The sequence below is a fragment of the Actinacidiphila paucisporea genome, from assembly GCF_900142575.1.
In the GTDB taxonomy this organism is placed as follows: Bacteria; Actinomycetota; Actinomycetes; order Streptomycetales; family Streptomycetaceae; genus Actinacidiphila; species Actinacidiphila paucisporea.
On record NZ_FRBI01000019.1, the window covers coordinates 1 to 13,293 of the forward strand.

Annotated in this window: 13 protein-coding genes and 2 pseudogenes; 6 read left to right on the forward strand and 9 right to left on the reverse strand. The window is 72.5% G+C overall.

The window, feature by feature from the left end:
• Both BUE44_RS24525 and BUE44_RS24530 read right to left on the reverse strand, forming a co-directional pair.
• Nucleotides 1-576 (reverse strand): annotated as a pseudogene (locus tag BUE44_RS24525) (discoidin domain-containing protein); the annotation flags it as partial.
• 415 nt (nt 577-991) lie between these two features.
• Entirely contained in the window at nt 992-1,879 is an 888-nt protein-coding gene (locus BUE44_RS24530) for an aldo/keto reductase (RefSeq protein ID WP_073501166.1), read from the reverse strand.
• A 205-nt stretch (nt 1,880-2,084) separates the two neighbouring features.
• Here BUE44_RS24530 and BUE44_RS24535 point away from each other — a divergent pair, with 205 nt between their 5' ends.
• Nucleotides 2,085-3,218, forward strand: a complete 1,134-nt coding sequence (locus BUE44_RS24535) for a PP2C family protein-serine/threonine phosphatase (RefSeq protein ID WP_235002416.1) — start codon at nt 2,085-2,087, stop codon at nt 3,216-3,218.
• Here BUE44_RS24535 and BUE44_RS24540 read toward each other — a convergent pair.
• Entirely contained in the window at nt 3,197-3,601 is a 405-nt protein-coding gene (locus BUE44_RS24540; protein ID WP_073501167.1) for a winged helix-turn-helix transcriptional regulator, read from the reverse strand. The genes BUE44_RS24535 and BUE44_RS24540 overlap by 22 nt on opposite strands.
• A 143-nt stretch (nt 3,602-3,744) precedes the next feature.
• On the opposite strand from BUE44_RS24540, the gene BUE44_RS24545 reads away from it, so the two are divergent.
• The 3 genes from BUE44_RS24545 (at nt 3,745) to BUE44_RS24555 (ending at nt 5,816) form a co-directional block, all read left to right on the forward strand.
• Nucleotides 3,745-4,095, forward strand: coding sequence for a DoxX family protein (locus tag BUE44_RS24545; protein WP_073501168.1), 351 nt, complete (start codon nt 3,745-3,747; stop codon nt 4,093-4,095).
• Between the two features lie 107 nt (nt 4,096-4,202).
• Nucleotides 4,203-5,036 carry a slipin family protein gene (locus BUE44_RS24550; protein WP_079190044.1) on the forward strand — a complete coding sequence of 278 codons (834 nt, stop codon included), beginning with the start codon at nt 4,203-4,205 and terminating at the stop codon, nt 5,034-5,036.
• A 24-nt stretch (nt 5,037-5,060) separates the two neighbouring features.
• The gene (locus tag BUE44_RS24555) at nt 5,061-5,816 is read left to right on the forward strand and encodes a class I SAM-dependent methyltransferase (protein ID WP_073501169.1); all 756 of its coding nucleotides are present in this window, start codon (nt 5,061-5,063) and stop codon (nt 5,814-5,816) included.
• 43 nt (nt 5,817-5,859) lie between these two features.
• On the opposite strand, the gene pntB is transcribed toward BUE44_RS24555, so the two are convergent.
• Nucleotides 5,860-7,266 (reverse strand): Re/Si-specific NAD(P)(+) transhydrogenase subunit beta, encoded by a 1,407-nt coding sequence (pntB, locus tag BUE44_RS24560; RefSeq protein WP_073501170.1) that lies wholly within the window; start codon nt 7,264-7,266, stop codon nt 5,860-5,862.
• 5 nt (nt 7,267-7,271) lie between these two features.
• Nucleotides 7,272-8,825, reverse strand: coding sequence for a Re/Si-specific NAD(P)(+) transhydrogenase subunit alpha (locus tag BUE44_RS24565; protein WP_407640050.1), 1,554 nt, complete (start codon nt 8,823-8,825; stop codon nt 7,272-7,274).
• A 399-nt stretch (nt 8,826-9,224) separates the two neighbouring features.
• Here BUE44_RS24565 and BUE44_RS24570 point away from each other — a divergent pair.
• Nucleotides 9,225-9,530: pseudogene (locus BUE44_RS24570) on the forward strand (threonine--tRNA ligase); the annotation flags it as partial.
• 13 nt (nt 9,531-9,543) lie between these two features.
• Here the strand turns inward: BUE44_RS24570 and BUE44_RS24575 are convergent.
• Nucleotides 9,544-9,987, reverse strand: a complete 444-nt coding sequence (locus BUE44_RS24575) for a MarR family winged helix-turn-helix transcriptional regulator (protein ID WP_073501172.1) — start codon at nt 9,985-9,987, stop codon at nt 9,544-9,546.
• 119 nt (nt 9,988-10,106) lie between these two features.
• Between BUE44_RS24575 and BUE44_RS24580 the strand changes: the two genes are divergently transcribed.
• Nucleotides 10,107-11,069, forward strand: coding sequence for an NAD-dependent epimerase/dehydratase family protein (locus tag BUE44_RS24580; RefSeq protein WP_073501173.1), 963 nt, complete (start codon nt 10,107-10,109; stop codon nt 11,067-11,069).
• A gap of 8 nt (nt 11,070-11,077) precedes the next feature.
• On the opposite strand, the gene BUE44_RS24585 is transcribed toward BUE44_RS24580, so the two are convergent.
• The 3 genes from BUE44_RS24585 to BUE44_RS24595 form a co-directional block, all read right to left on the reverse strand.
• On the reverse strand, nt 11,078-12,325 hold the full coding sequence (locus BUE44_RS24585) for an amidohydrolase (RefSeq protein ID WP_073501174.1): 1,248 nt from the start codon (nt 12,323-12,325) through the stop codon (nt 11,078-11,080).
• 104 nt (nt 12,326-12,429) lie between these two features.
• Nucleotides 12,430-12,615: a DUF6126 family protein gene (locus tag BUE44_RS24590; protein ID WP_073501175.1), complete on the reverse strand. Its 186-nt coding sequence runs from the start codon at nt 12,613-12,615 to the stop codon at nt 12,430-12,432.
• On the reverse strand, nt 12,612-13,283 hold the full coding sequence (locus tag BUE44_RS24595) for a helix-turn-helix domain-containing protein (protein ID WP_073501176.1): 672 nt from the start codon (nt 13,281-13,283) through the stop codon (nt 12,612-12,614). Before BUE44_RS24595 ends, BUE44_RS24590 begins: the two co-directional genes overlap by 4 nt.
• Nucleotides 13,284-13,293: the final 10 nt, after the last annotated feature.

The following is a 13,293-nucleotide window of genomic DNA, read 5'->3' on the forward strand; positions in this document are numbered from 1 at the left end:
GGCCTTCATCTTGTTCGTCCAGTCGGTCTTGATGTCCGACTGCATCGTCGTCCAGTCCGAGACGTCGTACATGATGTAGAACTTCCGCCCGTGCGACTCCGCGGCGCTGCGCACCTTGGCCGCCATCGCGTCCCGGGTCGGGCCCTCGCCCCCGGTGGGGTTGAAACGCTGCAGCGCGGCGGTGTCGATGCCGTTCTGCTGCATCCACAGGAAGTGCGTGTCCACCGTCTGCTGGTCGTAGGACGAGAACAGCTTCGCCGGCTGCCCGTTGCCCAGCGCCGCGTACCCCGTCTGATACGTCTTCGCGTAGTCCCGCACATCCGGCCACGCCACGATGGTGGTGTTCGACGGCGACGGCGCCTGCCCGGCGTTCGCACTCCAATGCCACCACGCATTGATGGGCGCACCATCACCAATGCACGCAAACCACCCCTGGTATCCGACGGTGACCTTGCCGACCACGTCACCCGGCCCGCTGGCGGCGGAAGCGGTACGGGCGATGCCCAGTGTGCCCAGGGCCGCGGCGGCGGCCCCGCCCGCTGCGGTGCCGATGAACGTACGACGCGAAACTGACATGGCTGTCTCCGAACGGCGGCGCACGGCGCGGTCGGCCGGGCGCGACGGTGGACTGAGCGCACGGAAGCCTGCTGCTTCAAGCTTCAACTTCAACAGGTGAACTCAGTGCCCCGCGGGCGGCCGTGACGGCACATGGCGCCACGGCCGCGGTGGAGTCCGCTCGATTTCGGGCTGACTTGCGGTGGGGGGAGGTGCGCGCAGTCCCATGACACGCACCACGCTGAGCACTTCCGAAGCGCGGTTTCAGGTACGCAGGGATTCAACTGCTGAAGCAAACATCCCGTCAAGGGTCCAGACCAGATCGTTGAATTGTCCGCAAAGTGCAGCATTCACGGGACATCCAAGGTCATTGCGCAGGGTGCAACAACGGTAAGAGATCGGATGAGTCCATTCACGACTTGTCGGACCGGGCGGGTCAGGCAGCGTTCAACAGAGCCATGTCCTCCTCGGTCAGCCGCAGCGCGCCCGCGGCGATGTTCTCGGCGAGGTGGCCGGGGTCGCCGGTACCCGGAATGGCCAGCACGTGCGGACCCTGCCCGAGCGTCCAGGCCAGCCTGACCTGCGCCTCGGACACCCCGTGCGCGCGGGCGACCGCCGCGATCTGCTCGCTGCTGTCACCGGTCGCGCCGACCTCCCGGCCCTTGCCCGCGATGGAGTAGAACGGCACGAAGGCGATGCCCAGTTCACCGCACTCCCGCAGCAGGTCCGCGCTGCGCTGCCGGTCGTCGAGGCCGAACAGGTTCTGCACGCACACCACCGGCGCCACCGCCCGCGCGTCGGCGAGCTGAGCGCTGGTGACGTTGGAGACGCCCAGATGGCGTATCAGCCCCGCCGCCTGCAGCTCCGCCAGCGCGCCGAAGTGCTCGGCGAGCGCCACCGACGGCAGGACCCGCAGGTTGACCAGGTCCAGATGGTCGCGGCCGAGTTGCCGCAGGTTCTCCTCGACCTGGCCGCGCAACTGGTCGGGCCTGGCCAGCGGCAGCCACTGGCCCGACGGGTCGCGGCCGGGGCCGACCTTGGTGGCGATCACCAGGTCGTCGGGATACGGCGCCAGCGCCCGGCCGATCAGCTCGTTCGCCGAGCGCAGCGAGGAGAAGTAGAAGGCGGCGGTGTCGATGTGGTTGACGCCCAGGTCGACCGCCTGCCGCAGCACCCCGAGCACCCGCTCGCGGTCACTGGGCACGCCGAGGTCGAAGGCGGCGCTTCCTGTCAGGCGCATGGCGCCGAAGCCGATACGGTGCACCGTCAGATCGCCGAGCTGCCAGCTGCCGGCAGCCGCGGCGTTGATGGTCCGTGAGGCCATGGATGATCGGTTCCTCTCGTTGCGGAGACCGGAGTATCGCCCACCGGGCGCCACGCCGGGAATGCCCGACCGGGCGGGCGATTGTCACAGCGCAGGCGGGAACGATCCGCGGGCGCCGGGAGTTGGATCATCACCGGACAGCGCGGCAGCGTCCCGCGTCGGCGGCAGCGCCGAATTTCCGGTTCGCCCCGATACGCTCGGCGATGTGACGACGACCGAGCAGCTCAGGCGCCGCCGCCCGGCCCCCGGCCGGACGGGCCGCGCCGGGGTGGCGCCGATCCTGCTGACGGCGGTGATCGGCGTGGCGGCCATCGCCACGCCCAGGGACGTCGCCATCAGCCGGCTGCTGCCCGCCGCACCCGCGCTCGCCGCGTCGATGTGGTCGGTCGGCGCGACCGTGGGCCTCGGGGTGCTGGCCCTCGTCGTGGTCGTCGCCGTCGAACTCATCTACCACGGGTCGGCCGCCTACTTCACCGGCGCCGCCATCGCCGCCGTCACCGCGGCGGCCGGCTACGCCAGCCACATCCGGCTGCAGCGCGAACGCGCCCTGCTCCAGGTCCGCTCGGTCGCCGACGCCGCCCAGTCGGTGGTCCTGCGACCGGTCCCGCGGCGGATCGGCGGGATGGCCATCGAGACGCTGTACGTGGCCGCCGCCGCCCAGGCCAGGATCGGCGGCGACCTCTACGAGGCGGTCGACACCCCGTACGGCGTCCGGCTGCTGATCGGCGACGTCCGCGGCAAGGGCCTGTCCGCGGTCGGAGTGGCCGGCGCGGTCGTCAACTGCTTCCGCGAGGCCGCCTACGACGAGCCCGACCTCGCCGCGCTCGCCCGCCGGCTGGACACCAGCCTGGTCCGCTACGGCGACTCCTTCCCGACCGAGGAGTCCGCCGAGCGGTTCGCCACCGCCCTGCTCGCCCAGATCCCGCACGGCGGCGGCGAGGCGGGAGTGGTCAACTGCGGCCACCCGGCGCCGATACTGATGCGGGGCGCGCACGTCCGCGCGCTGGAGCCGACCGCGGCCTCGCCGCCGCTGAACATGGCGGGACTGCTCGGCGGCGGCTACACCGTCGACACGGTGCCGCTGGCCCCCGGCGACCAACTGCTGCTCTACACCGACGGTGTCACCGAGACCCGCAACCGCACCGGCGCCTTCTTCCCGCTGCAGACCTGGCTGCGCCGGCAGGAAGCGGTCCCGCCGCGCCGGCTGCTCGACCTGCTGCACGACCAGTTGCTGCGCTACAGCGGCGGCGGCCTCGACGACGACATCGCGGCACTGGTGATCCGGGTGGAGGCCCCCGACGCCGACCCGGACAGGCCCTACGGCTGCTCGGCGTCGTAGCGCGCCCTGGCCGCCGCGATGTAGTCCAGGTGCCCCTCGGCCCACCGCACCAGCGCGCTGACCTCCGACCCCAGGCCGTGCCCCACCTCGGTCAGCTCGTAGTCGACGCGCGGCGGGGTCGTCGGCGTGACCGTGCGGGTGACCAGCCCGTCCCGCACCAGGTTGCGCAGCGTCAGGGTCAGCATCCGCTGCGAGATCCCGTCGATGCCGCGTCGCAGCTCCGAATAGCGCCGCGGCCCCGCGGCCAGCAGTGCCATCACCAGCAGGCTCCACTTGTCCGCGACCCGGTCCAGGACCTCGCGCACCCGGCAGTCCTGGCCGTGCGGATCGTGGTCGCGCACACCGGTGTGCGTTGCGCTGCGAAAAGTGCCGTCTTCTGCCATGGGTGCAGCTTCGCGCAGAATGCGGCTGCGAACAAGAAGTAACCAGCACACAAGGCGTAACCAGCGCGGGAGGCGTAACCCTCCGCGGCGCCCCCTGCCGCCTCCGGCGCCCCCGCCTGTGCTCCCGCACCGCAAGGAGATCCATGTTCATCAGCTATGTCGTCGTCGGCGTCCTGCTCGCAGTGGTCCTGATCGCCTCGGGGCGGGCGAAACTCATCCACGACGAGAAGGTCGTCGGCGGTGTCGTCGGGCTCGGCGTCCCCGAGGCCTGGATACCGCGACTGGCCCTGCTGGAGGTCGCCGCCGGCCTCGGACTCGCCGCGGGTGTCGCCTACCGCCCGCTGGGCGTCGCCGCCGCGGCCGGCGTCGTCGCGTACTTCACCGGCGCCCTGGCCACCCACCTGCGCGCCGGGGACGTCAAGGGCACCCCCGTGCCGGGCGCGCTGCTCGCCGGCGGGGCACTGGCCCTGGTCCTCGCCCTCGCCTCGCTCTGAGACCCGCACCCGAGCGCGCGCACCGGCCGGTGCGGAACCGGCCGTGCGCGCGGTCGGGGCGATCGCGAGGGATGCTGGAAGGAAGCCGATACCGGGAGGCGCAGGCCATGCCGAACATGGGAGTCGCCATAGTGCGGCAGTACGAGCGCGGGGTGGTGTTCCGGCTCGGGCGGCTGCGCGGGATACGCAAGCCGGGCTTCCACTTCATGATCCCGTTCTCCGACCGGATGTGGAAGGTGAGCCTGCGCACGGTCACCATGCCCGTCCCCTCGCAGCAGGTGATCACCCAGGACAACGTGTCGATCGGCGTGGCCGCGGTGGCGTACTTCCGCCGGGTGGACGCGATCAAGGCCATCGTGGAGATCGAGAACGTCGCCCAGGCGGTCGGCCAGATCGCCCAGACCACGGTCCGCAACATCGTCGGCCGCTCGCTGCTCGACCAGGTGCTCACCGACACCCAGACGCTCAATCTCGCGATCCGCGAGATCCTGGACAGCATCACCCAGCAGTGGGGCGTGCAGGTCTTCCTGGTCGAGCTCAAGGACATCGAGCTGCCCACCAGCATGCAGCGGGCGATGGCCCGCCAGGCGGAAGCCGAGCGGGAGAAGCGCGCGAAGATCATCGCGGCGGAGGGCGAGGCCCTGAGCGCCGGGCGCCTCGCCGAGGCCGCCGACGTCATCGCCGACCACCCGATCGCCCTCCAGCTGCGCAATCTGCAGATCCTGGCGGAGATCGCCGCCGAGAAGAACAGCACCATCGTCTTCCCGGCCCAGCTGCTCGAGAGCGCCAGAGCGGTCACCCGATTCGTCGCCGACCAGCAGCACCCCGCGGCCGCCGACCGCGAAACCCCCCTGCCGCCGCTCGAACCGCCGACCGGCCCCCGCGCGGTCGACAGCGCCCCCGAGCCGGACTCCCCACCGGAAATCGATACGGGGGAGTGACGGGCCCGCGGTAGGTTCGCGGCCATGACGGACGAGCTGTTCGGTGACCCGCGACTGGCCGCGATCTACGACGCACTCGACGCCGACCGCGGCGACCTGGACCTCTACCTGGCCCTGGCGGCGGAAGTCGGCGCCGAGCAGGTGCTGGACATCGGCTGCGGCACCGGCGTCCTTGCCCTGCTGCTCGCCGACCGCGGGATCGACGTCGTCGGCGTGGACCCCGCCCGCGCGTCGATCGACGTGGCCCGGGCCAAGCCGGGCGCCGACCGCGTGCGCTGGATCCACGGCGACGCCGGCGCGCTGCCGCCGCTGCGGGCCGACCTGGCCACCATGACCGGCAACGCCGCGCAAGCCGTCGTCGCCCCCGACGCCTGGCAGCGGACCCTCGGCGGCGCCCACCGGGCGCTGCGACCCGGCGGCCACCTGGTGTTCGAGACCCGTGATCCGGCAAGGGGGGCCTGGGAGACCTGGAACCGCGCCGCCTCCTACCGGACCACGCGCATCCCCGGCGCCGGCGAGGTCCGCATCTGGCACGACCTGATCGAGGTCGACCTGCCCCTGGTGACCTTCCGCACGACGTACGTCTTCGGCGACGGGCAGACGCTGACCTCCGAGTCGACCCTGCGCTTCCGCGAACGGGCGGAGGTCGAGGCGGACCTCGCGGCGCAGGGCTTCGCCGTACGGGACGTGCGCGACGCGCCGGACCGGCCGGGGAAGGAGTTCGTCTTCGTGGCACAGCGTCAGGAGACGCCCGGCGCCGCCCGGGACAGCCTGCGGTGACGACGGGGCGGCGGCGGAGGCCGCCGCCCCGCCGTGCACCGGCTCACAGGGCCCGCAGGATGTCCTCCACCCGGTCCTTGGCGTCACCGAACAGCATCTGGCTGTTCTCCCGGAAGAACAGCGGGTTCTGCACCCCGGCGTAACCGGGGTTCATCGACCGCTTGAAGACGATGACGCTCTCGGCCTCCCACACCCGCAGCACCGGCATGCCCGCGATCGGGCTGCCGGGGTCGTCGATCGCGGCCGGGTTGACCGTGTCGTTCGCCCCGATGACCAGCACCACCGTGGTCGCGGCGAGGTCGTCGTTGATCTCGTCCATCTCCAGGACGATGTCGTACGGCACCTTCGCCTCGGCCAGCAGCACGTTCATGTGGCCGGGCAGCCGTCCCGCGACCGGGTGGATGCCGAACCGCACCTCCACCCCGCGCTCGCGCAGCTTGCGGGTCAGGTCCGCCACCGGATACTGCGCCTGCGCCACCGCCATGCCGTAGCCGGGGGTGATGACGACCGAGGTGGCGTCCCGCAGCAGCTTCGCGGTGTCCTCGGCGTTGATCTCCCGGTGGTCGCCGTACTCCGTCGTGTCGGCCGGGCCGGTCTCGACGCCGAAGCCGCCGGCGATCACCGAGAGGAACGACCGGTTCATCGCGGTGCACATGATGTACGACAGGTACGCACCCGAGGAGCCGACCAGCGCGCCGGTCACGATCAGCAGGTTGTTGTCGAGCAGGAAGCCCGACGCGGCCGCCGCCCATCCCGAGTAGCTGTTCAGCATCGAGACGACCACTGGCATGTCGCCGCCGCCGATCGACGCCACCAGATGCAGGCCGAGCGCGAGCGCCACCGCGGTCACCGCGATCAGCAGCCACAGGTGCGGCGACACGACGAAGGCCACGGTCAGCCCCACGAAGGCGGCCAGACCGCCGAGGTTGATGGCGTTGCGGGCCGGGAGCATCAGCGGGCTCGACTTGATCCGCGCCGACAGTTTGAGGAAGGCGATGATCGAACCGGTGAAGGTCACCGCTCCGATGAAGACACCGATGAAGACCTCGGCATGGTGGATGCGCAGCAGGTCGGAGGCGATCTCGTGCTGCGCGGCGCCCTTGGCCTCGACGTCGAGGTAGCCGTCCCAGCCGACCAGGACCGCGGCCAGGCCGACGAAGCTGTGGAGTATCGCGATGAGTTCCGGCATGCCGGTCATCTCCACCCGGCGGGCCCGCCACAGCCCGATGCCGGCGCCGAGCACCATGGCCAGCGCCAGCAGCCCGATGCCGGTCGCCGCGATGCTGCGGGAGGCCAGGCCGACGGTCGCGACCAGCGCGATGGCCATACCGCCGATGCCGTACGCCACCCCGGAGCGTGACGTCTCGTGCCGGGACAGCCCGGCGAGGCTGAGGATGAACAGCAGGGCGGCGACAACGTAGGCCGCCTGTGCGGCAGTCGATGCAGTCATGGCCGTCAGTCCTTCGCGAACATGCTGAGCATGCGCCGGGTCACGGCGAAGCCGCCGAAGATGTTGATGGACGCCAGCAGCACCGCCACGAAGGACAGCACCGTCACGGTGGTGTGCGCGTGCCCGATCTGCAGCAGCGCGCCGACCACGATGATCCCGGAGATCGCGTTGGTCACCGACATCAGCGGGGTGTGCAGGGCGTGGTGAACATGGCCGATGACGTAGTAGCCGATGACGATCGCCAGGACGAAGACCGTCAGGTTGCCGATCAACTGCTCGGGCGCGAAGGCCGTCACCAGGAACAGCACCGCCGCGCCCAGCCCCACCAGCGCGTACGTACGGCCCGGCGACGCCGCCTTGCGCGGCGCCGCGGCGGGCGCGGCGGGGACGGCCGCCCGGGCCGCCGGCGCCGCGGACACCTGGACAGGCGGAGGCGGCCAGGTTATCGCGCCGTCCCGCACCACCGTCACCGAGCGCTGCACCACGTCGTCGAAGTCCAGCACCAACTGCCCGTCCTTGCCCGGGGTCAGCAGCTTCAGCAGATTGACCAGGTTGGTGCCGTACAGCTGGGAGGCCTGCGCGGGCAGCCGGGACGCCAGGTCGGTGTAGCCGATGATCGTCACCTGGTTGGCGGTGACCACGACCTCGCCGGCGACCGTGCCGGCCACGTTGCCCCCCTGCGCCGCGGCCATGTCCACGATCACGCTGCCCGGCCGCATGCTTGCCACCATCTCCTCGGTGATCAGCAGCGGGGCGGGCCTGCCGGGGATCAGGGCGGTGGTGATGACGATGTCCACCTCGGGGGCCTGCCGCGCGTACAGCGCCGCCGCGAGGGTGTTGTAGTCGTCCGACATCTCCTTGGCGTAGCCGGTCGCGCTCACCTCCGCCTCGGCCGATTCCACCGACAGGAACTCCCCGCCCAGCGACCGGACCTGGTCGGCCACCTCCGGGCGCGGGTCCGTCGCCCGCACGATCGCCCCGAGGCTGCCGGCCGCGCCGATCGCCGCGAGGCCGGCCACCCCGGCGCCCGCGACCAGCACTTTCGCCGGCGGCACCTTGCCCGCCGCGGTGACCTGGCCGGTGAAGAACCGCCCGAAGGCGTGCGCGGCCTCCACCACCGCCCGGTAGCCGGCGATGTTGGCCATCGAGCTGAGCACGTCGAGCGACTGGGCGCGGGAGATCCGCGGCACCGCGTCCATCGCCAGCGCGGTGACCGGCCGCCGCGCGAGCGCGTCGAGCAGGTCGGGATTCTGCGCGGGGCCCAGCAGCGAGATCAGCGTCGAGCCGTCCGCCAGCAGCGCGATCTCCTCCGCGGAGGGCGCGTCGACCGCGAGGACGACGTCGGCGCCCCACACTTCCGTACGGCTCCCGATGTCCGCGCCCGCTGCACGGTAGGCCTCGTCGTCCAGGCTTGCCCCGAGCCCCGCACCGGACTCGACCACCACCTGATAGCCCAGGTCACGCAGTTGGGCCACCGTGAGCGCGGTGGCCGCCACCCGTGTCTCCCCGGCCCGTGACTCGGCCACGACGCCCACTCGTTGCCCTGCCTGACTCATCATGGGTCCTCTCTGGTCGGCGAACCACCTCGAATGAGGCAATGACTACCGGGAAGGTAGCCGCAGTTCGCAAAGGCGTGCGCCTCCCGAAGCGGCCCGGTCCGCGCTCCGCCCCGGCCGGTTGCCCGAAAACCACCCGCGCGTCCCGCTGTGCACCGCTGACGGGGCGTCCGGGTGGTGCCTGGCGGGGACGTGGGCTTCGTCATAGTGGCGGGGCGTCGAATCGCGGGGCCCCGAACCGCGGGCCCTGCTAACCTCGGCGGCATGAAGCGCTACGGACGGACGACGACGCCGGAGTACGTCGCGGCGCGCTGACCGATGTCCGTGAGCGAAGCCCCGGGGCGAGTGCCCCGGGGCTTCGCCGTGTGGTCACCCGCCCCGCCCGTCCGCGAGGAGACCACCGTGTACGACCACCGCAAGCTCGGCCGCGAACTCTCGCTGTTCGACACCGACCCGCTGATCGGCGCCGGGCTGCCGTACTGGCTGCCCGACGGCGCGGCCGTCCGGCACACCCTGGAGGAGTACATCCGGGAAGAGGAGCGCAGAGCCGGCTACCGGCACGTGTACTCGCCCGTGCTGGGCAAGCGGGAGCTGTACGAGGTGTCGGGACACTGGTCGCACTACAGCGACGACATGTTCCCGCCGATGGACGTCAGCGGCGAGCAGCTCGTGCTGCGGCCCAGCCTGTGTCCGCACCACGCCCTGATGCGTCACGCGCCCGTCAGGCGGAGGCGTCGTCGTGCAGGGCCACGGCCTGGAGGGTGGCGCGGAACCGTTCCGCGTCGGCCGCGCTGAGCGGGGCCAGGAAGCGTCGCTCCGCCGCGTCGCTCGCCTCGGTCGCCCGCCGGAGGGTGTCGGCGCCCTTCGCCGTCAGCACCACGACATTGCGGCGGCGGTCGCCCGGGTCCGGGCGGCGGGCCACCAGATCCCTGCCCTCCAGGGCGTCGAGGAAGGCGACCATCGTCGTCCGGTCCACGCCGAGCCGGCCGGCCACCTGTTGCTGCGAGGCCGCCTCCTGCCCGGCGAGCACGAGCAGCACCGCCAGTTCGCGCCCGCTGACGCCGAACGGCGCGAGCGCCTCGGCGCTCAGCTCGGCGAGCCGCAGCTGCGCGTGCTTCAGGAGGTGGCCGAGCCGGCCGTTCAGCTCGGGTGCGGTGTTGGACATCGGGGAATTCTACCGTTAGCGTGAACGTCAGTAGCACTGACGTTCTTCTCGACTGACGATCAGGTCCAACGACGCACTTGGTGCGTCGACGGCCGACATCCCGCAACGGAGCACCTCGCATGATCCTCATCACCGGCGGCCTGGGCTTCATCGGGACGCACACCGCACGCGCGCTGCTCGACCTCGGCGAGTCCTGCGTGCTCGTCCAGCGGCGTCAGGCCGGCGCCCTGCCCGCGGCCCTCGCCGCCGAGCACGGCAGCCGGCTCTTCGTCGAGCAGGCCGACCTCGCCGACCGCGACCGGCTCCGCGCGATCGGCGACCGGCACCAGGTCACCGGTATCGTCCACCTCGCCGGATCCGTGCCCTGGCCGCCCGGCCCCGGAGACCCGGTGGAGGCCGCCCGGGCGGCACTCGACAGCCTGCTCAACGTCGTGCGGGCGGCGGCGGACCTGAAGGTCGCGCGGGTCGTCACCGCCAGCACCATCGGGGTCTACGCGGGAGCGGAAACCGGCGCCGGCCCGCTGAAGGAGGACCTGCCGCTGCCGATGACGACCGGCCACGTCATCCCGGCGTTCAAGAAGATCGGTGAGCTGCTCACCGACCACCTCGCCGCCGCCACCGGCGTCGACCTGGTCAACGCCCGCATATCCGCCGTCTGGGGCCCGCTCGGCCGCCCGGCGTCGGTCTTTTTCGCCGCCCCCCAGCTCGTCCACGCCGCCGCCCGCCGCGCCGCCCCCGACCTGTCGGCGCTGTACGTCCCCGCGCACGCCGACCACGGCACCGACCTGATCTACGCCAAGGACTGCGGCCGGGCCCTGGCCCTGCTCCATCAGGCGCCGCGGCTGAACCACCGCACGTACAACGTCGCCTCCGGCCGTCTCACCACCAACGCCGACATCACCGCGGCCCTCGCGCCCGCGATGAGGATCGACCTCCCCCCGGGCCGCGCCTCGCAGGCCCCCGCCGACGTCTGGCTGGACATCACCCGCCTGCGCCAGGACACCGGTTACGCCCCCGCGTACGACACCGCCCGCGCCGTCGCCGACTACCTCGCCTGGCTCGGCGCGGGCAACGCCCGCTGAGAGGGCCGTCAGCCGCCGAGCCTGCCGAGGGCCGCGACGGTGAGGGCCTCCACACCGGTGGTCAGGGTGGGCTGGACGACCGGGGCGAACTCGGGGGAGTGGTTGCTCGGCAGTTGGTCGTGGCGGCCCTCCAGGAAGGCGGTCGTCACCACCTCGGCGTCCGGCCCGCCCCAGAACCAGAAGACCGTCGGGACGCCGGCCGCCTCCCCGAACACGCCGACGTCCTCGCTCGCCGCGATCGGCGGCAGCGGCATCAGCCGTTCCTGCCCGAAGTGCGCGGTCAGATCGGCCAGTACCGCCCGGGTCGCGGCCACGTCGTTGACCAGGACCGGCGCCGCGGCCTGCCACGCGATCACCGGCGGCCTGGGCGAACCGCTCACCACCGCCTCGCCGTTGATGATCCGCTCGACCGCGTCGACGACCAGCCGGCGCACCTGCGGGGTGTACGAGCGCACGCTGATGCCCAGCCGCGCGGTGTCCGGGATGATGTTCTCCTTCGTCCCGGCCTGCAGGCGGCCCACCGTCACCACCGCGGTCTCCGCCGCCGGCACCTCGCGCGCCACGACGCCCTGCAGGCGCACCACGACCGACGCGGCGAGCAGCACCGGGTCGACCGTCGCCTCGGGGCGCGAACCGTGGCCGCCGCGCCCGAACAGCTCGACGTCGGCCATGTCGGCGGCGGCCATCACCGGACCCTCGCGGTGCCCGATCATGCCGGCCGGCAGCGGGCCGACGTGCTGGCCGAGCACGATGTCCGGCCGCGGGAAGCGCTCGAAGAGCCCGTCCTCGACCATCCCGCGCGCGCCGGCGACCAGCTCCTCGGCCGGCTGGAAGACCGCGAGCACGGTGCCCGACCAGTGCGCCCGCAGCCGCGCGAGCAGCGCCGCCGCCCCCGCAAGCGCCGCCACGTGCATGTCGTGCCCGCAGGCGTGCGCGACCGGCACGCTCTCCCCGTCGGGACCGGTCGCGTAGACCTCGGACGCGTACGGCAGCCCGGTCGCCTCGCGGACCGGCAGCGCGTCCATGTCGGCGCGCAGCATCACCACCGGACCACCGCCGTTGCGCAGCACCCCGACCACGCCGGTGCCGCCGACGCCCTCGGTCACCTCGTACCCGGCGTCGGCCAGCGCCCGCGCGGCCTTCGCTGCGGTGCGGTGCTCGTGGCCGGACAGCTCGGGATGCCGGTGCAGATCCTTGTACAGCGATTCGAGCCCCGGCAGGAGTTCAGTCTGCCACGCGTCGTCGGGGAGCGCCATCGGGTCACCTTCCACTGAGCCGTGCGAGCGGTGCGGTCCGGCCGGGGCCGCGCGATGCGGCCCATTCGATCACGCCGGCGGCGCGGGCCGACCCGGCGGGACGGTCAGTGTTTGGCGGCGATGTCGAAGAGGAAGTAGAGGTAGGCGGCGAGCAGGTGGGCGACCACCACGTAGACCAGCACCCGGATGACCACCCCGCGCTGCTTGCGCTTCTCGCTGCCGTTGGTGGTGGGGACGACGACCCGGACGGGCTTGGGGGCGGCCTCGTGCGGGGTGGCTTGCGTGGTCATGACCGGTCTCCTCCTGCGGTGGCGGTGCGGTGCGCCGCGGGGAGCGCGGCGGTGGTGCGGGCGGACGGTGCGCCGACGCACAGCGCGGACGTCTCGCTCTGCATGAGCGTGTGCACGAACAGCACGTCGGCCCCGGCGCCGCCGGCGGCGGCCAGCCGGTGCGGGACCAGCGAGTCGAAGTGGGCGGAGTCGCCGGGGGCGAGGGTGTGGGTGCGTTCGCCGAGCGTCAGGTCGAGCGTGCCGCCGGTGACGTACAGCCACTCCTCGCCCGGGTGCACCCGCACCAGCGCGCGCTGCGCCCCGGCCGGGATGTGCAGCCGGAGCGCCTGCATGGCCCGACCGTTGCCACCGGCCCGCCAGTACGTCCAGCCGCCGGCCGGCACCGGGGCCGCGTCGGCGCCGCGTACGATGGGATCGGGTTCGCCCGCGGTCTCACCGAGCAGGTCGGAGACCGTGGTCCCGTACATCCGGGCGAGCCCGAGCAGCACCGGGAGCGAGGGCTGGCGCAGCCCGGACTCCAGCCGCGACAGATGCGCCGCGGACAGTCCGGCCCGGCTCGCCGCGCTCTCCAGCGTCAGCCCGGCGGCCTGCCGCAGGTCCCGCAGCCGCGGGGCCAGGACGAGGTCGTCGTCGGGGGCCGCGGGCGGCTGGTGATCGATGGCTGCCATGACTCCATGG